We start from the raw sequence: 21920 nt of genomic DNA, 5'->3' as shown, positions 1-21920 counted from the left end.
GTCAGCATCCGGAGCTGGCCATATGTTTAAGGTGGGCATCCCCGTTCGGCAATGAACGATTAGGGTGTCAACAAGGGTGGTACCGCGCGGGTCTTAATAGCCTGTCGTCTCTTGAATATAGAGACGACAGGCTTTTCTTGTTGTCCTCTAAGCGAAGTATATGAATGATTACAGTAAGGCAAGAACTAACATAAAGCTGAAACGCTATGAACAGGAGCAGTAGAACAAGAAGCTGGCAAAGCGAATAACGAAGCTTGCTTACCAATTTTATGGTAGGTAAGATAATCGGAATCGTGCAGAGAGCTGCGGGGTGGTGCGACGCAGTCGAAGCTGAGGTTTGAATCTCGCCTGGGAGCGGAACGTTGGAAGCAGATTGTCCTCGGACATATGCGTGTACATCGTTACGGTAGCCGCCGTAATCGGGCATTTAAGCGGGTTTGAATCCGCAGCAAGCAGCTTAGACTGTCGTAATGATGACAGCTTTGCCAAGGCTTCTGCACAAAGGATCCAACCAATTAGAGTGGTACCACGGCAGCGTAAAAGCTTGTCGTCTCTTACTAGGAGACGGCGAGCTTTTTTTTGTACCTAAAATTAAGGATTCAAGCGATTTTGCTTCACAAAACTCAGCTTCACAAAACTTTGGGAGGTTACAAAAATGACAATCGAAATGAAAAAAATCCAAATATTTGATACTACTTTAAGAGATGGTGAGCAATCACCGGGAGCATCCATTGACCCTGAGCGTAAGATCGTTATTGCTAGGCAACTGGCTAAGCTAGGCATTGATGTCATAGAGCCGGGCTTTGCCATTTCAAGTCCTGGTGAATTCAGCGCCATTCAGCAAATATCCCGAGAGCTGCAAAATGTAGAAATCGCGGGCTTCGCTAGAGCGGTAAAAGTGGATATAGACGCAGCGGTGAAGGCGACTCAGGATGCTGCAAAAAGAAGGCTGCATCTGTTCATTTCATCCTCGGATATTCATTTAAATCATCAGCTTCGCAAATCACGCGAGCAAGTCGTACAAATCGCTCGCGAGATGGTGGCGTATGGCAAGCAATTTGTTGACGAGATCGAATTTTCCGCAATGGATGCGTCTCGCTCTGGTCGTGATTTCGTCATTCAGCTGGTGGAGGCAGTTATTGCTGAAGGGGCTACTATCATTAATTTGCCGGATACGCTTGGCTATGCAATGCCCGAAGAGATGAGTGACCTGTTCCGCACGGTACGTAAGGAAGCGCGAGGCGGAGATCGTGTTAGGTATAGTGCGCATTGTCATAATGATCTGGGCTTAGCGGTAGCTAACAGCCTAGCAGCTATCAATGCTGGAGCGACGCAAATAGAAGTAACGGTCAATGGCATCGGCGAGCGGGCAGGAAATTGTTCTCTAGAGGAGCTTGTGATGGCAATCGAAACGCGTAAGGATGCTCTGCATGCGGAAACGAATATTCAAATAAATGAAATTTACGAAACGTCCCGCTTGGTTAGTCGTTCGATGAACTTCCCAATTGCCTACAATAAGCCGATCGTCGGACGTAATGCATTCCAGCACGAATCAGGCATCCATCAGGACGGACTGCTGAAAAATCGAAGTACGTATGAGATTATGGACCCTGAAGCGATGGGCATATCAAGAAACATGATTATTCTTGGCAAGCATTCAGGTAGACATGCGATTAAGCATCGCCTGACTGAGTATGGAATTGCTACGACCGAGGATCAGCTGCAGGATGTGTATAACCGATTTAAGGAAAAAGCGGATGAGCAAAAAATCGTCACAGACGATGAGCTAATCCGAATCGCGGGTGAGCTAACACAAACGCAGCCAGACCCATACGTGCTTGTTGATCTACATGTGCATGCTGGTACGCAGCGTTCCCGTACAGCATCCGTAACGATTCGCGAGAATGAGAACAACTCAGAGCAATCATTCATTGCAATGGGGGCTGGCCCGATAGAGGCAGTCATCCATGCGATCCAGCAAGCTATTCCGGTCGCAGCCGAGTTCGAGGATCTGGAGCTGCACTCGCTATCAACAGGCGAAGATGCGCATGGTGAAGCTGTTGTGAGTATTGTACACAACAATAAGCGATTCCGCGGAACGTCTGTTCACAAAGATATTATTCTAGCGGCGGCACAAGCCTACGTTTCTGCTTGCAATCAAGCGGTAATGACTACAGGAGTCAGAGCAGCGGATATGATCTCAGATCAGGCTGCAAATGGATAGAGCCTAATCAACGCCATCTAAGCAGTTTGTCCTAGGAAAGTCCGCACACTTATTATTTGTCGGCAATAAACTATGAATTGTATTCCTGCAAAATTTTGTGTTGTGCACAAAGTTATCCACAAAAATTTCGGTTTTGTGGATAAAGATAAGAAATGCCTGAAAACACTGGGTTTACACAAATAAAACATTGTGTGCGAATCGGGGATATTTTTTTCATAAGAAAGCTGTGGATAATGTGTATAACGTGGATAAAATCTATGCAGATACGAATGTTTATATTTGTATAAACGATTTTTGTGAAAATAGTACGTATTTCCTCGTTTATTATCGACAGAATTAACTAACAATTTATACAGAGTTGTGGATATGTCTGTGTATAAGTGTAAATAGCGAAAATAGACCTATATCTTCAGAAATACTCCATTTGCGCTTGTTTTGCGGGCACGCAAAATGTTTGCGTGAATTACGAGTGATGTTTTCGGTGAAAAAAAATTAGGGATGCGTTATGTTAGTACTATATCGTATTCCCTATATCACAAGAATCACCTTACAACATCAAACTCAAACAACGCTTAAGCGTGAATGGAGGTTAACCGAGGAATGGATAAACAAACGGTCATTCAGGTAAGCTCGATCAGCAAGTATTATGGTGCCAATAAGGCAGTAGCGGAAGTATCGTTCCAGGTGAAGCAAGGAGAGATTTTTGGCATTATCGGAACAAATGGTGCAGGCAAAACAACGCTACTGGAAATTCTGATGGGACTTCGTATGCCGGATCGAGGTTATACTCGAATACTTGGAATGGATGTTGTATTTGAAGCAGAGCTCCTGAAGGAAGAAATCGGAATTTATCTGCAAAGCACATCCTTATTCGACAAAATGAATGTTCGTGAAGCATTGGAGTTGTTCCAAGCCTTTTATAAACGTAAAAATAATTTGGATCATATTATCGAACAATTTGGGCTTCTCCCTTATGCGAATAAAATGGTGAAAAGGTTATCAGGCGGTTGGAGACAGCGTACTGCGCTTGCCATTTCGACTGTGAATGACCCGCAAATTATTTTTTTGGACGAGCCGACAACCGGTTTAGACCCGCAAGCCAAAAAGGATTATTGGGCGTTGTTGCTTGAGTTGAAGCGACAAGGCAAAACAATTGTTATTGCTTCACATGATATGGAAGAAATTCAACGTAATTGTGATCGTGTATGTGTCATGCGGAATGGTGAACTGATGGCATGCAACAATCCATCCTCTCTAATCAAACAGTTGCCAGGAGGCGGATTGACGATGGAAGCTGTCTATATGTACTATGCGGTTGATATGAAGGGGAGTGTTAGCGTCGTATAAGCAAGTCGTTTATACAGATAAAGACACTCTGTTTATGTGAACCTCAAGGAGGGCTTTTTTGAAAATGGATCACAGCGATCACATCAAAAGTCCGTCAGTCGAGCGCAGAAAAGTACTGGAGAAAAGAATGGAGATGATTGCACTTCTGATCAATCAAATGCATGAAGGGGGTAGTAGTGAGGAAACAAGTGAAAAAGAGGAAAAGCGCAAATGGATTAACGACTGTAACGGCATACTAACATTCAAATGGTTTGGAAGATTCGTAAATATGGTTCAACGTATGTTTCCATAATTAAATTAATAGTATAATAGAATTATGTTAAACTTACGGAGGATTATTGTGATTGATAGTGTACCACTTATCGCGGAGCAAATGCGAGAGCAGGTTAAACGCTGGTTTACTGCGGAGCCTCTCGCGAGATTTGCACAATTATTTATTGAGGAAAAGCTTAAGGAATCGATAAAGTTTAGTCAATTGACGGTTATTCATTATCGAATGTTTGGCGGTACAGAAGGTAACGTCTATCAAGCGGCTGCAGCGGTAGAGCTGTTTATTTTGGCCTCTGATATATTGGATGATCTGCAGGATCAAGACTCTCCGTCAAAAGTGTGGATGCAAGTCCCTTTGCCCAAAGCTATACATGTAGCATCTTCACTTTTGACCTTGTCACAGCAAGCTATGCTTGATTGCACTAAAGACAGTATGACGCGGTTAGCATTGGCTGCAATGATGAATGAACAGCTTCTTCTAGCAGCAAATGGTCAAATGATTGACATAATGAATGAAATTAATGACGAACAGTCTTACATAGATATGGTAAAACAAAAGTCGGCAGCTTTGATGCTTCTTTCATGTATGACTGGCGTTATTCTTGCTGGTCATTCGAAGCATCCCATCGTTGCGGATTATGCAATGGAAATTGGGATAGCCGCGCAAATCCGAAATGATTTGCGTGATTTGTTGCGTTGGGATGATAAGAGCGACTTCTTGCAACGCAAGCGTACGTTACTTACACTTTTCCTAGTTGAAGGTGCTGCTGCTGCTGATGAGGATAGATGGATTGTTGATTACTTCGAGGGACGCTTATCGGTCGAAGGTATTACGTCTTATCGCGAGCGATTTGAGGAAGCCTGCGAGCGATCAGGAGTACTTTTATATGGATCTGTCATGAGTCGCATGCACTACAATCGTTTTATCGAATTACTGGATACAATGCAGGAAGCAAGTCCTTGGAAAGAAGTGTTTTTGCAGGTAATCACACAAGAAAATAACTAAAAACAAACCACGCAAACAGTCTTTCGGTAAATACGAATCACTTTTGCGTTTTATGTCATATCATTTCCTGTTATAGTAGAAAAGTATTAGTAGCAACTAAAATTTGGTAGAGAAGCGGAGGAGTTAGAATGTTAAAAGAAGCGATTCGTCAATTAGCTAGCAGCAAGGAAAAGATGTCAATGGTAATGGGTGGTCAAATGCAGTTAGCGGGAGTTTCTGTAGCGGAACACAAGGCTCTTCTTGGTGAACTGAAGGATAAAAACGACAAAAAAGAAAACTACCGTCTATCGTTCTGGGGATAACATCAAGTTATACTCGTATTGGTATCAGGAGGAGAATTATGAAAAGAAGTCTAGTCAGCCGGATGTTTCTTCCTGTATTCTTAATCATTTTAATAACGGTCTTCGCGTATCTGACAATTACAATTGTAGATGAACCTTTTATCGGTGCAGATATTATTCAAGCGGATAGCGGAGAGTACGTTGTGAAAAGAGTTGAGCCTGCCGGACAAGCTGTGATCAAAGGCATTCGTGCTGGTGATGAACTGTTAATGGTAAACGGTGAACCGGCAGGTCAATACGAGAATACTGATAAATTTAATTCAATTGAAATGGCAAACTCGGTGTTAGTTAGACATACTAATGGAACAGAACAGCTGATTACGTTTACTGGAGGCTGGTCTGGAGATCACACGGGTTTGGAATTATTAATACAGCTATACATACCTCTTGCGTCATTTGTATTATTTTCAGCGTTATCCTTTTTCTTGTACTTTAAAAGTAAAGATGAACCCGCAGCAATAATGCTAGTGTTGTTTTTTATTGTTATTGGTCTCAGTTATTATTCTTCAGCAGCATCTTATCGCAGTGATCCTGTTGGTTTATCGATCATTTACTCAGTCTTACCATGCATACCAGTAATATTTATTCAGTTTATGAATAAATATTTGGAGAGATACCAAGTGACCTTTATCAGTAAAAAAGGTCTTATTATGCTGTCTATTATTGTTGGAATTGTTGGAATAAGCTGTCTTGTGTACGTATGGACAGACTTAATCTCACATACAATATTTTCGGATATTAAATTTTTCTATTTTGGGTCTTTAATATTAGGCAATTTTATTGTTATTTATCAATTAATTAAAAAGTTCATAAATCATAGGAACACAAAGCTTAGATCATTATTTACGATTACACTCGTAGCACATCTTGTAGCCTTTACGCCATTTACTACTATGAACCTGCTGCCGTTGTTAGTAGGAGGAGGTCAATTATTACCCGCTGCATTTACAGCGCTCTTTCTATTGATCCTTCCAATCGTTTATATTTATTTATTGACTTCCAATCAACTATTTGACATTGACTTTATCCTAACAAGGTTTAAATATTACACGTTGCTTACCCTTCTTCCATCACTAGCATTGGCAACTTGTTTGGTGTTTATATTAAGCAATGCGAATTATATGCCTTCATGGAACAGATGGCTAGTTATGTTTATTGTAGTTTACGTTGGATTGACTCTGTTTTTGTATGCCAAGGAACAAATTGATCATAAGTTTCGGCCAAGGCTATTCAAAGCGATGTACAGCTATCAGGATAGCTTGGATCGATTTTCTCGTAAAATAGCTCGAGTTATGAAGCAAGCTGATTTAGAAGCTGTGCTTAAGCAAGAAATTAGTGAGCTTCTCCCTGTTAATCGAATTAGCTTTTTGCTTGTGGATCAAGCTGAGAATGTCGTATTCCCAATAGGCGAGGGCTCGGAGGAGCTTATTACTGGAGAATTTCTGCTAGGAACTGTGAGTTCACTGCAACTAGGAGAAATGATTGATCTGCCTTACGGATTGGGGCTTGTTATCGGCAGGCAGCGTTCGAGGTATCATGTTTTATGGATTGGTATGAAGACGAATCATACGCGTTTTAACTCGGACGAGCTGCGTTGGCTTAAGACGATGTCCAATTATTCCAGCATCGTTTTTGAGAATTTATATTTAATTGAAGGATTGATCGAGGACTTTGAGTCTGAGGTTCGTAAAGAGCACAGCACCTCACCATGGGTTCTTCGTCTACTCTTCTGCTTATCAGAAAATGAGAGAAGAAACCTTGCGGCAGATTTGCATGATTCTGCACTTCAAGATCAGCTTCTATGGTATCGTAAGCTGGAAGCTATAACGATGGATCATCCAATGACCGATAAGCTCGGAGTCGAGCTGAAAGAAATCAAAGAAGGCTTGCTTGATGTAATCCACCAAATACGAGAAACATGTAATGAGCTTCGTCCACCGCTATTGAAAGAGATGGGCGTGGTAGAAGCTGTCGAATCTATAATTGAACATACGCAAATGCGTGTAAATTTTGCAGTTGATTTTCGCGCTAAAACATTTCATCGACCGCTTAATGAAGAGCAAATTACGGCTATATATAGAATCGTGCAAGAACTTCTAAGAAATGCGGATAAGCATTCGCAGGCTAAACTAATAACGCTTGAGCTAGAGCTTCGCAAAGGAACGATCTATTTCCGCTATCAAGACGATGGTATTGGTATGGATGTTAACGAAATGAATGAGTCGTTTGATCATATGGGCCTATCAGGTGTAAAAGAGCGGGTAACGGGTCTAGAAGGAGACATTTCATTTTATTCTCAACGCGGTAGCGGTCTTGAGATTGTTATTTTGTTGCCAGAAGCGATGACAACGGGCCGATCTGAAAGGGGTTTATCGCGTGATTCGTATCTTATTAGTTGATGATCATCCTTCTATTGGAGAAGGGACTAAGATCATGATTGAACAGGATTCTGAAATGGAGGTTTCAGTTGTTTTATCCGCGGTTGAAGCGCTTGAGATTGTACAGCATAAGCAGTTTGATCTCATTTTATGCGATTTAAATATGCCTGGGATCAGTGGATTAGAGTTGACTAAACGTTTAATTCACCAAGAGCCTGAGCGCAAGGTTATCATTTATTCTGGTTATGAAATAGGATCGCATTTTAATTTGCTTATTGAATCTGGTGTATCTGGATTTATTTCTAAGACGGTATCGAGAGAACAGCTGCATAACGCTATACGCAGTGCTATGCGAGGGGATGCAGTCATTCCAATTTCTCTACTAAAGCAGCTTAGAAGGCATGAGGTTACCATTGGACGCTCGGAGCTATCGATTGAGGATGTATCGATAAATGAAAAAGAGCAGACGATTTTACATGAAGTGGCATCAGGCATTAGCAATAAGGATCTTGCTGTAATGCTGCATGTTAGTCAACGCAACGTGGAGTATCAATTGTCGCGAATATTTGATAAGTTAAATGTAAGATCACGTTCTGAAGCGATTAAAGAAGCGCAACGTTTGGGACTAATCAGTTTAGAGCAATACTAACTTTTTAGGTGAATAATAGAGAAGGCAGCTCAAGTTGATTCTTGAACTGCCTTTTTGTATAGACTTATCATATAGTTGTCTAGTCGTTCTTCCATTAACTCATTGGTCAACCCTGTCATTCCGAAAGCTTCCCAACCGGGATACACCTGAGGCGGGCCACCTAGAATCTCAATTAAGCTTATAAGGTCCCAGTATGGCTCATAGATGAAATCAGAACCTGCAAACTTTTGATAAGAGGCCAAAAAGGCATCAGCGGTGTAGACATCGTATAACAAGGCAAGATTTAATCGACAATGGCCAATATCAATTCCAGCTGGACCCTGACAAGCATTTACCCAATCGACAACACCGCTCACGTTACTGTCGACCCATAGTACATTCGTAGGATGATAGTCGCGATGGATAAAGCAAGGTTTTACTTTAGGTGGTGGACTATTAACTAAGCGAATGACTTGCATCCACATGTCCGGATATTTCGACCAAAACGGGACCTCTAAAGCGGCAATGTTGTTGTAAGTAAAGTATGTCCAAGGGAATTGTCCTGCATCGACTTGATGGACCCGAACGAGAGCTTGAGCAAGACCACTTAGCCAATGGTCCATATGCTGTGGCTTAAGGACAACTGAGCCATTAAGTTGTGTCATAAGCACAGCTGGAATGCCGCACTCACTGCCAGTTTTATCATAGGCTATAATTTGAGGTGTCTTAACGTAGGCCTTGGAAGCCCATTTGAGACTTGCTGCTTCATGCAGCGGTAAATCAGGCTCATTGCTAAGCCACTCTGCATTGTCAAACTGTCTTAAGACTAATTGCCGCTCTGTCTCATTGATTTTTAGGGTGATGCTATGAACGATGGATGACATACCGCCTTGCAATCGCTTAATGGATTGAATAGATGCAGAAGCATCTGTAGAGTCTATGATCCACCTCACCATGCGATCCGATAGTTGGTTCCCTAAAACTGAATGCATAGGCTTGTATTCCTTTCTAATGGACCTACCGTTATATAATAGACAACTACATATACTGCTCCCAATCCTCATAGGCAGCTGCAAGGGATGCTTTGCGTTGTTCAATATCGGCCTGAATTTCTTGAATCCGTATATAGTCGTTGAAAATAGAAGGATCAGTGAGCTGTTCCTCAAGCTTGCTGATATCGTCCTCTAGACTTGCAATTTCTTGCTCTAATTGCTCCAGCTTCCGCTGACGAGTCCGTTCATCACGTTTTGCTTGCTTATCTGCCTCATAAGAGCTAACCGGTGTTTTGTCAGAGATAGCGGATGATTTCGAATTCCCTGCTGTTTGTTTAGACAGTGATTCTAGTCGAGTCTCTTCGATTTCACTTTTTTTCTCCATCATTTCGTCATAATTTCCTAGGAAATGATCGACGCCCTGCGGTTTAAGTTCGACAATTCGCTCAGCCATCTTATTTAAGAAGTAGCGGTCATGTGAAATAAAGAGAAGTGTGCCTTCATAATCAAGCAAAGCAGATTCCAATACTTCCTTACTGAATAAGTCGAGATGGTTGGTAGGCTCATCCAAAATCAAAACATTCGCTTGGGCTAGCATCAGCTTTGCTAGTGATACGCGAGCCTTCTCGCCGCCGCTAAGAGAGGAGACACGCTTTAAAACATCTTCACCGCTAAACAAGAAATTGCCAAGAACGGTACGGATTCGGGCTTCTTCCATATGGGAATAGCTGCCCCATACTTCCTCAAGTACGGTATTTTGACCATTAAGACGGGTTTGTTCTTGATCATAATAACCGACATTCACATGGGTCCCGAAACGAATCGTCCCGGTTGTTGGTTCATTCTGTCCGACAATTGCTTTGAGCAAGGTTGATTTTCCTATTCCGTTAGGGCCAATTAAAGCAACGGTCTCACCACGCGTAAGCTGGAAGGAAACATTGCGGAATATCGGCTGATCATGGTTAGGAAAAGTAACGGATACATCGCTGACTGCTAATACATCCTTGCCTGTGGGACGCTCTATCTCAAAGGTGAAATGAGCTTTCTTCAGGTCACCCATAGGCTTGTCCAAGCGATCCATTTTGTCCAAAGCTTTACGTCGGCTTTGAGCCCGCTTGGTCGTGGAGGCACGTACGAGATTACGCTGTACAAATTGCTCCATACGAGAAATCTCATCCTGCTGCTTCTCGAATTTGTTCATATTTATTTCGTATTCCGCGGCTTTAAGCTCCATATAGCGGCTATAATTCCCGGTATAGCGCTTGGAGGTATGCCTTTCAATTTCGATTATCGTTTGGGCTAGAGCATCTAGAAAATAGCGGTCATGGGATACTACGAGAATAGCACCGGAATATCCGCGCAAATAGGATTCAAGCCAAGTAAGTGTTTCGATATCCAAGTAGTTGGTTGGCTCATCCAGCATAAGCAGGTCTGGAGCCTGCAGTAGAATGCGAGCTAAAGCGAGCCGTGTTTTCTGACCGCCGCTTAGTGTCGAAATAAGTGTATCGGCAGGAAACTGTCCGAAGCCCATTCCGTGAAGCACGCTATTTATGCGGGTATTAATCTCAAAGCCGCCCTGCTCTTTAAACCAATCGGATCTTTTGGAATAACGCTCCAGTGTATCGGCATATTTTTTGGCATCCTCATAAAGCTTTGGATCGGCAATTTTCACTTCCAGCTCGCGCAGCTCTTGCTCCGCATCAAGTAAATGTGAAAACACGGCAAGCATTTCCGCATGAATCGTTCTTTCGGAGTTTAAGCCGCTATTTTGAGCTAAATAGCCAATTTTTGTTTCCTTTGCTTTATGGATATCTCCGGAATCTGCGGACATCTCACCGGCAATAATTTTTAACAAGGTTGATTTGCCTGCACCGTTGACACCGACGAGACCAATTCGTTCCCGTTCTTGAACTTGAATTGAGATATGGGATAATACGACATTTACGCCGTAGCTTTTTGTAATGTTCGAAACCTGCAGCAGCATTTAGAAACCTCCACCAAATAATTGCAACTTTTCGTCGCTTCCATACCACTCTAGTGTACCATAAACGAGGGTCAGCATTGGCGAAAGTTGCATAAGAGTGGTAAACTACAATTAATGAAAGAAAATGAGGGGAAGTAGAGAAGGTGACTGCCCTTGACTGAACGAAATCACTCGATAGATAAAGCGGATATGAGAAGACAGATGGCTCAGAAAAGGAACAGCTTTTCTATTGAAGAGCGTAAGCTTTGGTCAGAAGCTGCTTGCAAAAAAACAGAAGCTTTTTTGGACAATTTGTCCATACAGACTTTCATGGTATATATACCATTTCGAAGTGAACTCGATTTGTCGGCGCTTATTGAATGGGGTTGGCGAACAGGGAGGGACGTGATTGTTCCTCGTTGCCTCGCTGATGATCGTTCGATGACACTCCATTTATTGCGAAGCTGGGATGAGCTTATCCCGGGCGCGTATGGAATCATGGAACCAAATCCTCTTTTGACACCAGCAATTAACATAGAACTTATACCGAAAATTGTATTTGTTCCTGGATTGGCCTTTGATCGTAATGGCGGAAGGCTTGGTTATGGCGCTGGTTATTATGATCGCTTTGCGACGTCTCTTCTTAAACAGTCAGATGCTGCTCTAAAGATCTTATGGATCGGCACGGCTTTTGAAGAACAGATCATTGACAAAGTGCCGATGGAGGAACATGATTTACCGCTAGACGGAATATTAACAGAGCAAGGCGTTTATATGATATAAGAAAGTAAGGAATATATACGAAGCTTGGGGCGATAAAATTGGAACTGACACATTTTAACGAGCAGGGTCGAGCGCGTATGGTAGACGTCTCTGATAAGGTAGACACTGCGCGTATGGCAATCGCTCAAACGATGGTGAAGATGAACCCTGAAACATTAACTCAAATAAAAGCTGGCAAGATTGGCAAGGGTGATGTGCTTGCGGTAGCTCAGATTGCAGCAATTATGGCTGCCAAGAAAACATCAGAGTGGATTCCAATGTGTCATCCACTTCCGCTCACAGGCATCAATGTGATATTCAGTGATAATGGAACAGATGAGCTTTATATAGAAGGAACCGTGAAGACAACAGGTAAAACAGGCGTTGAGATGGAAGCGCTGACTGCTGTGTCAGCCGCGGCACTAACAGTTTATGACATGTGTAAAGCGTTACAAAAAGATATGATCATCGGACCGACCCAGCTTGTATCCAAAAGTGGCGGGAAAAGCGGCGATTATCAAATTTCGGCAAACCCATGATCGGACTTGGGATGGGAGGAATGGAACATGAGGTGGAAGGTAGCTATACTTACTGCAAGCGATAAAGGGTCACGTGGGGAACGCGAGGATACTAGCGCGCAGGTAATTCGGGAATTAATTGAGGAAGAGCTTGGCGGTGAAATTGTAGACTATCGAATAGTGCCGGATGAGCAGGATGAGATTATGGCCGCGCTTATCGAAATGACCGATTATTTTCATGCGGATCTTGTACTTACTACAGGTGGAACAGGCCTTGCTGCGCGCGATATTACACCAGAGGCGACGATTAAGGTCATTGACCGTTCCGTGCCAGGGCTGGCAGAAGCTATGCGGATGGGTGCGCTACTGAAGACGAGAAGAGCAATGCTCTCGCGCGGGGTATGCGGCATAAGAGGAAGTTCATTAATTGTGAACCTGCCAGGAAGTCCAAAGGGTGTACATGAGAGTCTAATGGCCATTATGGACCAGCTGCCGCATGCACTTGGCATTTTATCGGGACAACTGGGAGAACATAACGCATGAGTGTTACGAATAATCATTCAGATGAGAGAATCATACAGCATGGCACGACTTTGTTAAAGGAAGTTTCTGTTTATGATGCGATTGGGATGCGGCTTGCACATGATTTGACGCGGATTATTCCTGGACAATTCAAGGGCCGTTTGTTCAAAAGGGGTCATATTGTTACGGAAGCCGATGTTCCAGCCCTTCTTGATATCGGAAAAGAGCATATTTACATTATGGAGCTTGGCGCAGACGAGCTGCATGAGGACGATGCGGCTATTCGGATGGCCGAAGCGCTTTATGGTGATCAATTGATTCTTTCTGAGACGCATGAGGGTAAGGTTAGCATTAAATCCTCGTTGCTTGGATTGGCGGAGATAGATCCGAATATCGTATCTGCTATTAACGAGCTAGGAGAAATCGCACTTGCCACTGTGAAGACGAATACCGTAGTCAAGCCGAATCAACCGATTGCAGCAACGAGAGCTATTCCGCTTGTTGTAGCGAGAAAAAAGGTAGAAGAGGTAGAACGGCTCGCCGCCGAATATCGGCTTGCAAATGGCGGGGCTGCGCCCGTTCGCGTTCGAGCGTTTAAGAAGCTGCGAGTTGGATTGCTCACAACCGGCGGGGAAGTTTTCAATGGTAGAATCGAAGATAAGTTCGGACCCGCTGTTCGAAGCAAGCTCGAAGCGTTAGGCTCCGAGGTTGCTGAACATCGATTCGCTCCTGATGATAGACAAATAATTGTTAAGGAAATACACTATTTACAGGCGCAAAGGTATGATATGATACTAGTAACTGGCGGAATGTCAGTTGATCCAGATGATCGTACACCGGGAGCAATAAAAGCTTCAGGGGCGGAAATTATAAGTTATGGGACACCCATGCTGCCAGGCTCCATGCTTATGATGGCGTATTTGAATGGAATTCCTATTTTAGGTTTGCCGGGCTGCGTCATGCATGACCCCTACACGTCTTTTGATGTGCTTCTTCCTCGTATTTTAGCGGGAGATAGAATTGCTCGTGAAGATATTGTAAGTATGGGGTATGGCGGATTAAATAGTTGTTAGATTAGATGGACGAAGTGAGATTTACTTCGTAAAAAATGAAGGAGGCTGGTCAAATGTCAGGTATAGGTACAACGGGGATTATACTGCTCGTACTCGTCGCTTTGCTGCTATTCGGACCGAATAAACTGCCGGAGCTGGGACGTGCTTTCGGTCGGACGCTTCGTGAGTTTAAATCCGGGGCTAGAGAAATGATGGACGATGTCGATCGCAAGGATAAGGACTCCAACCGTGTAGAAGTGAGTCGTTTAGAAAAAAATGATACTGACAATAAGCGGCTTCCGGACTGACCGGGCCCGCTTTTTTCTTGAAGAAAAGGTCGTGAGCGTTAGGCGAGGGAGGTAAATGCAATTGGGTTCGGAGTCAAGCAATAAGTCCGAGCAGCCGTCAAGAATAGGGTTGCTTAGCGAAGAAGGGCTTATGCCGCTTCTGGAGCACCTCGGTGAGCTGCGTAAGAGACTCATCTATATTTTAATCGTTGTTACGGTCGGCCTAGTTGTTGGTATCATATTTGCAGAACCGGTGTATAACTTTCTAATGAGTCAGAAGCCAGCAAACACAGTTTCGTTACATACGTTCTCGCTATGGGACGGTATCGGCATGTATATGAAGTTTGCTTTTGTAATCGCGTTGCTAGTGGCGCTGCCTGTTATAGCATATCAGCTATGGGCATTCGTCAAACCGGCATTACGTAAAAATGAACAGCGTTCGACTTTGAAATATGTACCCTTTGCGCTGATTATGTTTTTAATCGGATTATCGTTTTCCTATTTTGTCGTTTTTCCGCTTGCTTTTGGCTTTACAAGATCGGTTTCCGCACATTTAAACCTGGAAGAAACGTATGGCATTGCGCAATATTTTTCGTTTATGTTCAACTTATTAATACCTATCTCACTATTGTTCGAGCTGCCGCTTGTCATTATGTTTCTAACGGCAATTCGTCTGTTGAATCCAAAGCGGCTTCGTAAAATGAGAAGACTATCTTATTTCATCATGGTAGTCATAGGGGTAATGATTACGCCGCCGGATTTTATATCTGATATTTTAGTGGCGATACCTTTAATTTGTTTGTATGAGGTTAGTGTGTTTTTATCCGGGACAGTGTATAAAAAGCAGCTTGCGGCTGATGCCAAATGGGAAGAAGAATTCGGTGAATCAGCAGAGAATGCGTAGAAGAATAAGAATAATAAGAAGATGAAGAAGACGAAGAAGAGGAGAAATTCTCTTCTTCTTTTTTTGTTATTGACAAACCAAACTGTAATCTTTTATCATTTAAACAGTTGTTTAAAACGGTTGTTTAATTAGAGAGAGCGGAGTGGTAATGATGAGAAATGCCTTACAAGCTTTTATGAAGCGCCCAACTACTTGGGTCGGAATTATTACAGCGTTGATGTTCCAAGTTATATTCTCAGTTATATGGATGACTGGCTATAACGGAGTTACAGATCACGTAGATCATTTGAGGATAGCTGTAGTTAATGAAGATCAGCAAATGGGACAAAAGATTGCGGGCAATCTTGTAAACAATTTGCCGTTTGATATGACGCAAATAGATCAGATTGAAGCAGCAAAGCAGCAGCTAAATGAGCGGGAGCTGCAAATGGTCGTTTATATACCGGCTGATTTCTCCCAGAAGGCAACCGTTGCTGACGGGCAAGCTTTGATTCAATATTTTATAAATGAGTCTAATCCTGCGATGATCAAAAGCATCATGAGTGGCGCAGCTGCTCAAATTACGACTGAGGTTAATAAGCAAGCCGTTGCTGGCGGTATTCAAACGGTCCTTAGCGGTATGAACCTAGCTGCTGAGCAGGCTGCTCCAATGGCTCAGGGGTTATCACAGCGTGTAACGTCTGATATTCAAACCACAAATGTGGTGCAAGGCATGAATAATCAAATGGTGCCTATGATGATGGTTCTTGCTGCTTATGTGGGCGCAATGATTATGGGTATGAATTTTGAACAATCTTCGTTGGCGGTAAGTAATAGTGTCGGTAGATGGGAACGTTTTGCAACTAGAAGTATCCTTAACGTAGTTGCAGCTGTCTTCGTATCTTTAACGGGATCTTCGATGCTAGCGGCGTTTGGAGGGCAAATGGAGCAAGGATTCATGAAGCTATGGCTGTTCCAGTTGCTGTTCTTGCTTACGTTCATGTTCGTATCGCAAATGTTTCTATATCTGTTCGGCATGGCAGGTATGCTGTTTAACATTATGGTGCTCTCGGCACAGCTCGTTTCTTCAGGGGCCATAGTACCGCGCGAGCTGCTGTCAGATTTCTACATTAAGCTGGGTGACATGCTTCCGGCAACCTATGCGGTCGAGGGCAGCATGAATGTACTGTTCGGAGGACCGGGAGTTGGCAGCGATGTGCTGGCATTATCTGCAATTGCTATAGTCGCAATAGCGGTAAGCGCACTAGCTGTTACGTTAAAACGACAAACGGTTAAGCAGCCTTCAGCAGTAAGAGGTACGGCATGACATTAGCTGAGGCGGATATTAAAATAAGAATTTTATTAGCTGCTAAAAAAATGTTCGCTAAATATGGTTTCGAAAAAACGACCGTTCGCCAAATATGCGAAGAGGCTGGCGCTAATATTGCGTTAGTATCATACTATTTTGGCGGTAAGGAAAACATGTTTGGCGCATTGTTTGAGAACTTTTTTCCCAATGAGGAGCTTGCTGGTGTGGATGCTGCATTAGAGCCGGTAAAGGGTGTCGAATTAATCATTCAGCAGGTGACCATGTTTCGTTACCGTGACTATGAGCTTATTCAAATTATACAGCAAGAGATCGTAACGAATACGCCTCGAACTCAAATAATAAGCAAGCATGTTATGCCGTTGTGGAAATTACTGCGTCATTGGCTGGAGCAAGGGCGAGAGCAAAATCTTTTCCATTTTCGTTCATTGGATCGAACATTAATGTCTATTGTAGGCACCTTGTTATTTTACCGCCAGGCCGATTATTGGATCCCTCTTCTTGAAGAGGAGCTGCCGTCGGTTGAAATAATGATCGAGGATTTTACCGATTTTATACTGAGTGGGCTGCATTATACAGGCGAATAGCGATAGTAAAGGAAACCGCATGCGAGTAATCGTGATGCGGTTTTTTGATATGCGGGTGACAAAATATTAAAGTCGCTATACGAAAACTATGGCGCCTAGGAGGATATTAATGAAGAAGGTTTAATATTAAATGGTACAAGCCATATCCAGGAGTGAAGGAATATCGATGTTCCGCTTTTTTGGTTAGAGAACTTAATAGTCAATATTACATAGTCGAGGAGAATGATGGATATGAGCAGTGAACTATTCAATCAAAATGGTGTATCCGATCGTTCCTATTGGATCGAGCAATTGATAACTATTAGTGATCCTGTATTGAAGGCGTTGTCTCAGCGTCGTCTGAAGCAAAGCATGCCGGTTGAATGTGGTGGGTTGACGAATGATGCGGGGGCTGGAACGAATTCAGCTGCTGCATATGAACAGGCGTCATTAGCAGCTATAGAAAGATCAAAATATACGCACTTAGAGGCATTAGGACGATTATTGTGTGGAATCGCGCCATGGCTTGAGAATGCTGAAGCAGGCGGCTCAGAGGAGGAGAAGCTGCGAAGACATTATTCTGAGCTCGCACGTGAAGCAATCGCTGCAGGAACAGATCCAGCCTCGCCTGATTATATGAACTTTAAGGATGGCATGCAGCCCATTGTTGATACAGCTTTTCTAGCTCAAGCAATACTGCGCGCACCTCAAGAGCTATGGTTTAGGCTTGACCAAGAAGTGAAGAACAATGTCATTGCAGCATTGAAGCAAACGCGAACGAGGAAGCCTGGATTCAACAATTGGCTCCTGTTCTCAGCGATGATTGAAGCGGCATTATATGCTGTGGGGGAAAGTGATTGGGATCCTATGCGAATCGATTTTGCATTAAAGCAGCATGAGCAGTGGTACCTTGGTGATGGCGCATATGGAGACGGTAAGGATTTTCACTTTGATTATTATAATAGCTATGTTATACAACCCATGTTGGTAGATATTCTGACTGCTGTGGGCGATAGGGATGAAGGCTGGCGCTTGATGTGCGATGACGTATTCAAACGTGCTCGCCGCTACGCAGAGGTGCAGGAGCGATTTATTGCAAGCGACGGTACTTATCCGCCGATTGGTCGTTCGCTAGCCTACCGTTTCGGAGCATTCCAAAGCTTAGCGCAGAGCTCTTTGCGGGATGATCTGCCAGACAGCTTGTCAGCAGGGCAGGTTCGCTGCGCACTTACCGCGGTCATAAGGCGAACGCTTGAGATGCCTGGAAATTTTACAACTGACGGCGGGTGGTTGACGATCGGATTTTGTGGACATCAGCCTGCTGTTGGGGAGTCTTATATATCTACCGGCAGCTTGTATTTGTGTGCGGCGGTATTCCTTCCGCTTGGACTGTCAGAAACACATCCATTTTGGAGCAGTGCGCCCGAGGATTGGACTGCCCGCAAGGCTTGGTCTGGGGTTTCTTTTGGAATAGATACAGCATTGAAATAACTGAAGGATTTCTCTTTAATTAAGCTTCTCTTACTTGTCTCATATTAGAGGGAAATGAAACATATTCTTTCAAAGGTGAGATCAGAAGTAGATTCATTTACATAGCGTTTCAATTAAATGCTGTTTGGCAATACCAGAAGGAGAGGTTTATTGAAGTGATTCGGCATTAACTGTAAAATTACTGTGAAAATGAATCTAAGCACTTGAAATTAAGATCGAAAATGAGTATGATAAAACTAGTTGTTAGCACTTGAGGTAATCGAGTGCTAACGGAATAAAATAAGCGATAAATTTTGAAGGAGGCTATTTTCAATGATCAAACCTTTAGGTGAACGCGTATTAATCGAAGCGATAGCGAAAGATGAAACAACAGCTAGCGGTATCGTATTGCCGGACACGGCGAAAGAAAAGCCACAAGAAGGCAAAGTGATAGCAGTTGGCAGCGGTACGCTGAAGGATGGCGTTCGTGTTGCATTGGAAGTTAAAGAAGGCGACCGCGTTCTTTTCTCCAAATATGCGGGCACAGAAATTAAATTCGAAGGCAAAGAGTATTTGATCATGAAAGAAAGCGACATTCACGCGATCTTTGAATAAGCAGCTCAATTTTGAGACACATAGAGGGCAATATACTACACGTTATATAGAATTTATAAGTTTCACACTCATACAATTCTATATAACCACCGCGAAACGGGCCTATGCCGCAAGAACGGCGACAGCCGTTTACGCTTGCTAATTAATACTTAAAATTATTTTGGGAGGTTTACCGATAATGGCTAAAGAAATTAAATTTAGTGAAGACGCTCGTCGCGCAATGCTGCGCGGAGTTGATGCTCTTGCAAATGCGGTTAAAGTAACATTGGGTCCAAAAGGCCGTAACGTTGTTTTGGAGAAAAAATTTGGCAGCCCGCTCATCACAAATGACGGTGTATCCATTGCAAAGGAAATCGAGCTTGAAGATGCTTTCGAAAACATGGGCGCTCAGCTTGTTAAAGAAGTAGCAACAAAAACAAACGACGTAGCAGGCGATGGTACGACTACAGCTACAGTTCTTGCACAAGCGATGATTCGCGAAGGCTTGAAAAACGTAACTGCAGGCGCTAACCCTATGGTTATCCGCAAAGGTATCGAAAAAGCGGTTAAAGCTGCTGTTGAAGAGCTTAAAGCGATTTCGAGACCAATCGAAGGCAAAGAGTCGATCGCACAAGTAGCATCGATCTCATCCGCTGACGATGAAGTGGGTCAATTGATTGCAGAAGCTATGGAAAAAGTCGGCAACGACGGCGTTATCACAGTTGAAGAGTCGAGAGGCTTTATTACTGAGCTTGAAGTAGTTGAAGGTATGCAATTCGACCGCGGCTACCTTTCCCCATACATGATCACGGATACGGACAAAATGGAAGCAGTGCTTGACACTCCTTACATCCTTATCACTGACAAAAAAATTACGAACATTCAAGAGATCCTTCCGGTTCTTGAGAAAGTCGTACAATCCGGCAAACAGCTTCTAATCATTGCTGAAGACGTTGAAGGTGAAGCGCAAGCTACACTGATCGTTAACAAATTGCGCGGTACTTTCACTTGCGTAGCTGTTAAAGCTCCAGGTTTTGGTGACCGTCGCAAAGCAATGCTGCAAGATATCGCTGCTTTGACTGGCGGCCAAGTAATTACAGAAGAGCTAGGACTAGACCTGAAATCAACTACGGTTGAACAGCTAGGTTCTGCTCGCCAAGTACGCGTTACAAAAGAAAACACGATCATCGTTGATGGCGCTGGCAACTCTGCTGATATCGTTGCTCGTGTTAACCAAATCCGCGCTCAACTGGAAGATACAACTTCTGACTTCGACCGTGAAAAACTGCAAGAGCGTCTTGCTAAATTGTCCGGCGGCGTTGCTGTAATCAAAGTCGGCGCAGCTACTGAAACAGAATTGAAAGAGCGCAAGCTTCGCATCGAAGATGCTCTGAACTCAACTCGCGCAGCGGTTGAAGAAGGTATCGTATCCGGTGGTGGTACAGCTCTAATTAACGTATACAATGCAGTTGCTGCTGTTAAAGCAGATGGCGACGAGCAAACTGGCGTTAACATCGTACTTCGCTCCCTAGAAGAGCCACTTCGTACGATTGCAGCGAACGCAGGCCAAGAAGGCTCCGTAATCGTTGAGCGTCTGAAAAACGAAAAAGTAGGTATTGGTTACAATGCTGCAACTGGTACATGGGTGAACATGTTCGAAGCAGGTATCGTTGACCCTGCTAAAGTTACTCGTTCTGCTCTTCAAAATGCAGCTTCCGTAGCGGCTATGTTCTTGACAACTGAAGCAGTTATTGCTGACAAGCCAGAACCAAAAGGCGCTGGCGGCGCTGGCATGCCTGATATGGGCGGCATGGGCGGAATGGGCGGCATGATGTAATTCATACATCAAAAGCCTGTAATAACATTGAAAACGGGACCTTTCGGGGTCCCGTTTTTGTGTTAGAGTCACAAATCCTTGCTGAGTGGTGTCCATCAGAATACTCGAGAAGTAATGCTAAGCTTATCTGCAGAATCCCAATTTGATCTCTTGGCGCTTAGTGAATGTGTCCAACGAATATTCTATATAAGTGATTGGATTGGCTCAGAATATCAGTTCATATGCACCCTGAACTGAGCAGGGCTGAGACCAGTTACGCTTTTAAAGCTTTTACTGAAGTGGAATGGATCGGTGAATCCAACCTTTTCGGCAATTTCCTTTACTGATAGGTCGGTATCGATCAGCAATTTTTTAGATATCTTCAAACGCTGGTCTAATAAATATTTTCCAGGTGATAAAGGCTCCAGTTCTTCTTTGTAGAACATATCACCCAACTGGTATGCGTCAGCAACATCCGTTTTCACCTTACGTAAATTCATCTTTTTCGCTTGGTGAGAAATTAACGGATTGATAACGATATACAGATATTGATGCTCATCTAGAAACTGAATAACCGGACTATGATAATGGCCCGTTGCTTCTAACACAATGGCCGGACGCTGCCCAGCAAAGGACTCCACGTTTTGAGCAAAGCGGAGGAAGGACGCTAATCCCTCAAGATTGTGCTCAAATCGAAAGGTCTTTCCGTAGGGCGATCCTCGATCTGAAAAAGCTTGTGCATGACTTTCCCCTTTAGATACATCTAATCCAATGACAGGGTTCATTCAATCACTCCCGATATTATATTCGCCGGCAACCCCTAACCTTCTTGTCGTCCACATTATCGCATGTGATTCGGGATCATGTCCCAACCAGCCTAATCATGGTTTAACAAGTAGGGGGGATGAACGGTATAGCTCTCGGGATCCAAGTCCCACGGGCAGAAACGTTCGATCCCCGGCTACCGCTATCTT

At 43.5% G+C, this 21920-nt stretch carries 22 protein-coding genes; 18 read left to right on the top strand and 4 right to left on the bottom strand.

Translation table 11 applies throughout. The features are described 5' to 3' along the window. Positions 1-267 precede the first annotated feature (267 nt). A complete protein-coding gene (locus tag AC0YN7_RS22175) occupies positions 268-489 on the bottom strand; it encodes a hypothetical protein (protein ID WP_475812206.1) in 222 nt (73 codons plus the stop codon). 178 nt (positions 490-667) lie between these two features. Here AC0YN7_RS22175 and AC0YN7_RS22170 point away from each other — a divergent pair, with 178 nt between their 5' ends. The 7 genes from AC0YN7_RS22170 (at position 668) to AC0YN7_RS22140 (ending at position 8215) form a co-directional block, all read left to right on the top strand. Next, the gene (locus AC0YN7_RS22170) at positions 668-2224 is read left to right on the top strand and encodes a 2-isopropylmalate synthase (RefSeq protein WP_475812284.1); all 1557 of its coding nucleotides are present in this window, start codon (positions 668-670) and stop codon (positions 2222-2224) included. Between the two features lie 600 nt (positions 2225-2824). After that, a complete protein-coding gene (locus AC0YN7_RS22165; protein ID WP_475812205.1) occupies positions 2825-3571 on the top strand; it encodes an ABC transporter ATP-binding protein in 747 nt (248 codons plus the stop codon). A 58-nt stretch (positions 3572-3629) separates the two neighbouring features. Next, positions 3630-3863 carry a hypothetical protein gene (locus AC0YN7_RS22160; RefSeq protein ID WP_475812204.1) on the top strand — a complete coding sequence of 78 codons (234 nt, stop codon included), beginning with the start codon at positions 3630-3632 and terminating at the stop codon, positions 3861-3863. Between the two features lie 48 nt (positions 3864-3911). Beyond that, entirely contained in the window at positions 3912-4847 is a 936-nt protein-coding gene (locus tag AC0YN7_RS22155) for a polyprenyl synthetase family protein (RefSeq protein WP_475812203.1), read from the top strand. 128 nt (positions 4848-4975) lie between these two features. Beyond that, entirely contained in the window at positions 4976-5149 is a 174-nt protein-coding gene (comX, locus tag AC0YN7_RS22150; RefSeq protein WP_475812202.1) for a competence pheromone ComX, read from the top strand. Between the two features lie 38 nt (positions 5150-5187). Next, the gene (locus AC0YN7_RS22145; RefSeq protein WP_475812201.1) at positions 5188-7587 is read left to right on the top strand and encodes an ATP-binding protein; all 2400 of its coding nucleotides are present in this window, start codon (positions 5188-5190) and stop codon (positions 7585-7587) included. Next, positions 7565-8215 carry a response regulator transcription factor gene (locus AC0YN7_RS22140; RefSeq protein ID WP_475812200.1) on the top strand — a complete coding sequence of 217 codons (651 nt, stop codon included), beginning with the start codon at positions 7565-7567 and terminating at the stop codon, positions 8213-8215. The genes AC0YN7_RS22145 and AC0YN7_RS22140 overlap by 23 nt, the downstream gene beginning before the upstream one ends. Before the next feature lie 29 nt (positions 8216-8244). Here AC0YN7_RS22140 and AC0YN7_RS22135 read toward each other — a convergent pair whose 3' ends face one another. Both AC0YN7_RS22135 and AC0YN7_RS22130 read right to left on the bottom strand, forming a co-directional pair. Beyond that, positions 8245-9186 (bottom strand): phosphotransferase family protein, encoded by a 942-nt coding sequence (locus AC0YN7_RS22135; protein WP_475812199.1) that lies wholly within the window; start codon positions 9184-9186, stop codon positions 8245-8247. A 46-nt stretch (positions 9187-9232) separates the two neighbouring features. Next, entirely contained in the window at positions 9233-11170 is a 1938-nt protein-coding gene (locus AC0YN7_RS22130; protein ID WP_475812198.1) for an ABC-F family ATP-binding cassette domain-containing protein, read from the bottom strand. 153 nt (positions 11171-11323) lie between these two features. Between AC0YN7_RS22130 and AC0YN7_RS22125 the strand changes: the two genes are divergently transcribed. The 11 genes from AC0YN7_RS22125 to groL all read left to right on the top strand — a co-directional run bounded on the left by AC0YN7_RS22125 (position 11324) and on the right by groL (position 20967). Next, complete coding sequence (locus AC0YN7_RS22125; RefSeq protein WP_475812197.1) at positions 11324-11932, top strand: 5-formyltetrahydrofolate cyclo-ligase; 609 nt, start codon at positions 11324-11326, stop codon at positions 11930-11932. A gap of 38 nt (positions 11933-11970) precedes the next feature. Next, positions 11971-12450, top strand: coding sequence for a cyclic pyranopterin monophosphate synthase MoaC (moaC, locus tag AC0YN7_RS22120; protein WP_475812196.1), 480 nt, complete (start codon positions 11971-11973; stop codon positions 12448-12450). A gap of 27 nt (positions 12451-12477) precedes the next feature. Next, a complete protein-coding gene (locus AC0YN7_RS22115; protein ID WP_475812195.1) occupies positions 12478-12972 on the top strand; it encodes a MogA/MoaB family molybdenum cofactor biosynthesis protein in 495 nt (164 codons plus the stop codon). Continuing rightward, positions 12969-14024, top strand: coding sequence for a molybdopterin-binding protein (locus AC0YN7_RS22110; protein WP_475812194.1), 1056 nt, complete (start codon positions 12969-12971; stop codon positions 14022-14024). Before AC0YN7_RS22115 ends, AC0YN7_RS22110 begins: the two co-directional genes overlap by 4 nt. Before the next feature lie 53 nt (positions 14025-14077). Continuing rightward, positions 14078-14311: a twin-arginine translocase TatA/TatE family subunit gene (locus AC0YN7_RS22105; RefSeq protein ID WP_475812193.1), complete on the top strand. Its 234-nt coding sequence runs from the start codon at positions 14078-14080 to the stop codon at positions 14309-14311. A gap of 130 nt (positions 14312-14441) precedes the next feature. Then, positions 14442-15194 (top strand): twin-arginine translocase subunit TatC, encoded by a 753-nt coding sequence (tatC, locus tag AC0YN7_RS22100; RefSeq protein WP_475812283.1) that lies wholly within the window; start codon positions 14442-14444, stop codon positions 15192-15194. Between the two features lie 148 nt (positions 15195-15342). After that, positions 15343-16500 carry a YhgE/Pip domain-containing protein gene (locus AC0YN7_RS22095; RefSeq protein ID WP_475812192.1) on the top strand — a complete coding sequence of 386 codons (1158 nt, stop codon included), beginning with the start codon at positions 15343-15345 and terminating at the stop codon, positions 16498-16500. Beyond that, complete coding sequence (locus AC0YN7_RS22090) at positions 16497-17087, top strand: TetR/AcrR family transcriptional regulator (RefSeq protein WP_475812191.1); 591 nt, start codon at positions 16497-16499, stop codon at positions 17085-17087. The genes AC0YN7_RS22095 and AC0YN7_RS22090 overlap by 4 nt, the downstream gene beginning before the upstream one ends. A gap of 225 nt (positions 17088-17312) precedes the next feature. Then, complete coding sequence (locus tag AC0YN7_RS22085; RefSeq protein WP_475812282.1) at positions 17313-18557, top strand: DUF2264 domain-containing protein; 1245 nt, start codon at positions 17313-17315, stop codon at positions 18555-18557. A gap of 312 nt (positions 18558-18869) precedes the next feature. Beyond that, positions 18870-19151: a co-chaperone GroES gene (groES, locus tag AC0YN7_RS22080; protein ID WP_475812190.1), complete on the top strand. Its 282-nt coding sequence runs from the start codon at positions 18870-18872 to the stop codon at positions 19149-19151. Between the two features lie 178 nt (positions 19152-19329). Then, complete coding sequence (gene groL, locus AC0YN7_RS22075; RefSeq protein WP_475812189.1) at positions 19330-20967, top strand: chaperonin GroEL; 1638 nt, start codon at positions 19330-19332, stop codon at positions 20965-20967. 212 nt (positions 20968-21179) lie between these two features. Here groL and AC0YN7_RS22070 read toward each other — a convergent pair whose 3' ends face one another. Continuing rightward, positions 21180-21731, bottom strand: coding sequence for an IS110 family transposase (locus tag AC0YN7_RS22070; protein WP_475812188.1), 552 nt, complete (start codon positions 21729-21731; stop codon positions 21180-21182). Positions 21732-21920: the final 189 nt, after the last annotated feature.

It is taken from the genome of Paenibacillus sp. J31R122 (genome assembly GCF_056269185.1).
The sequence above is the reverse complement of the archived record's forward strand: the minus strand, read 5'-3'. Positions and strand labels throughout refer to the sequence as shown.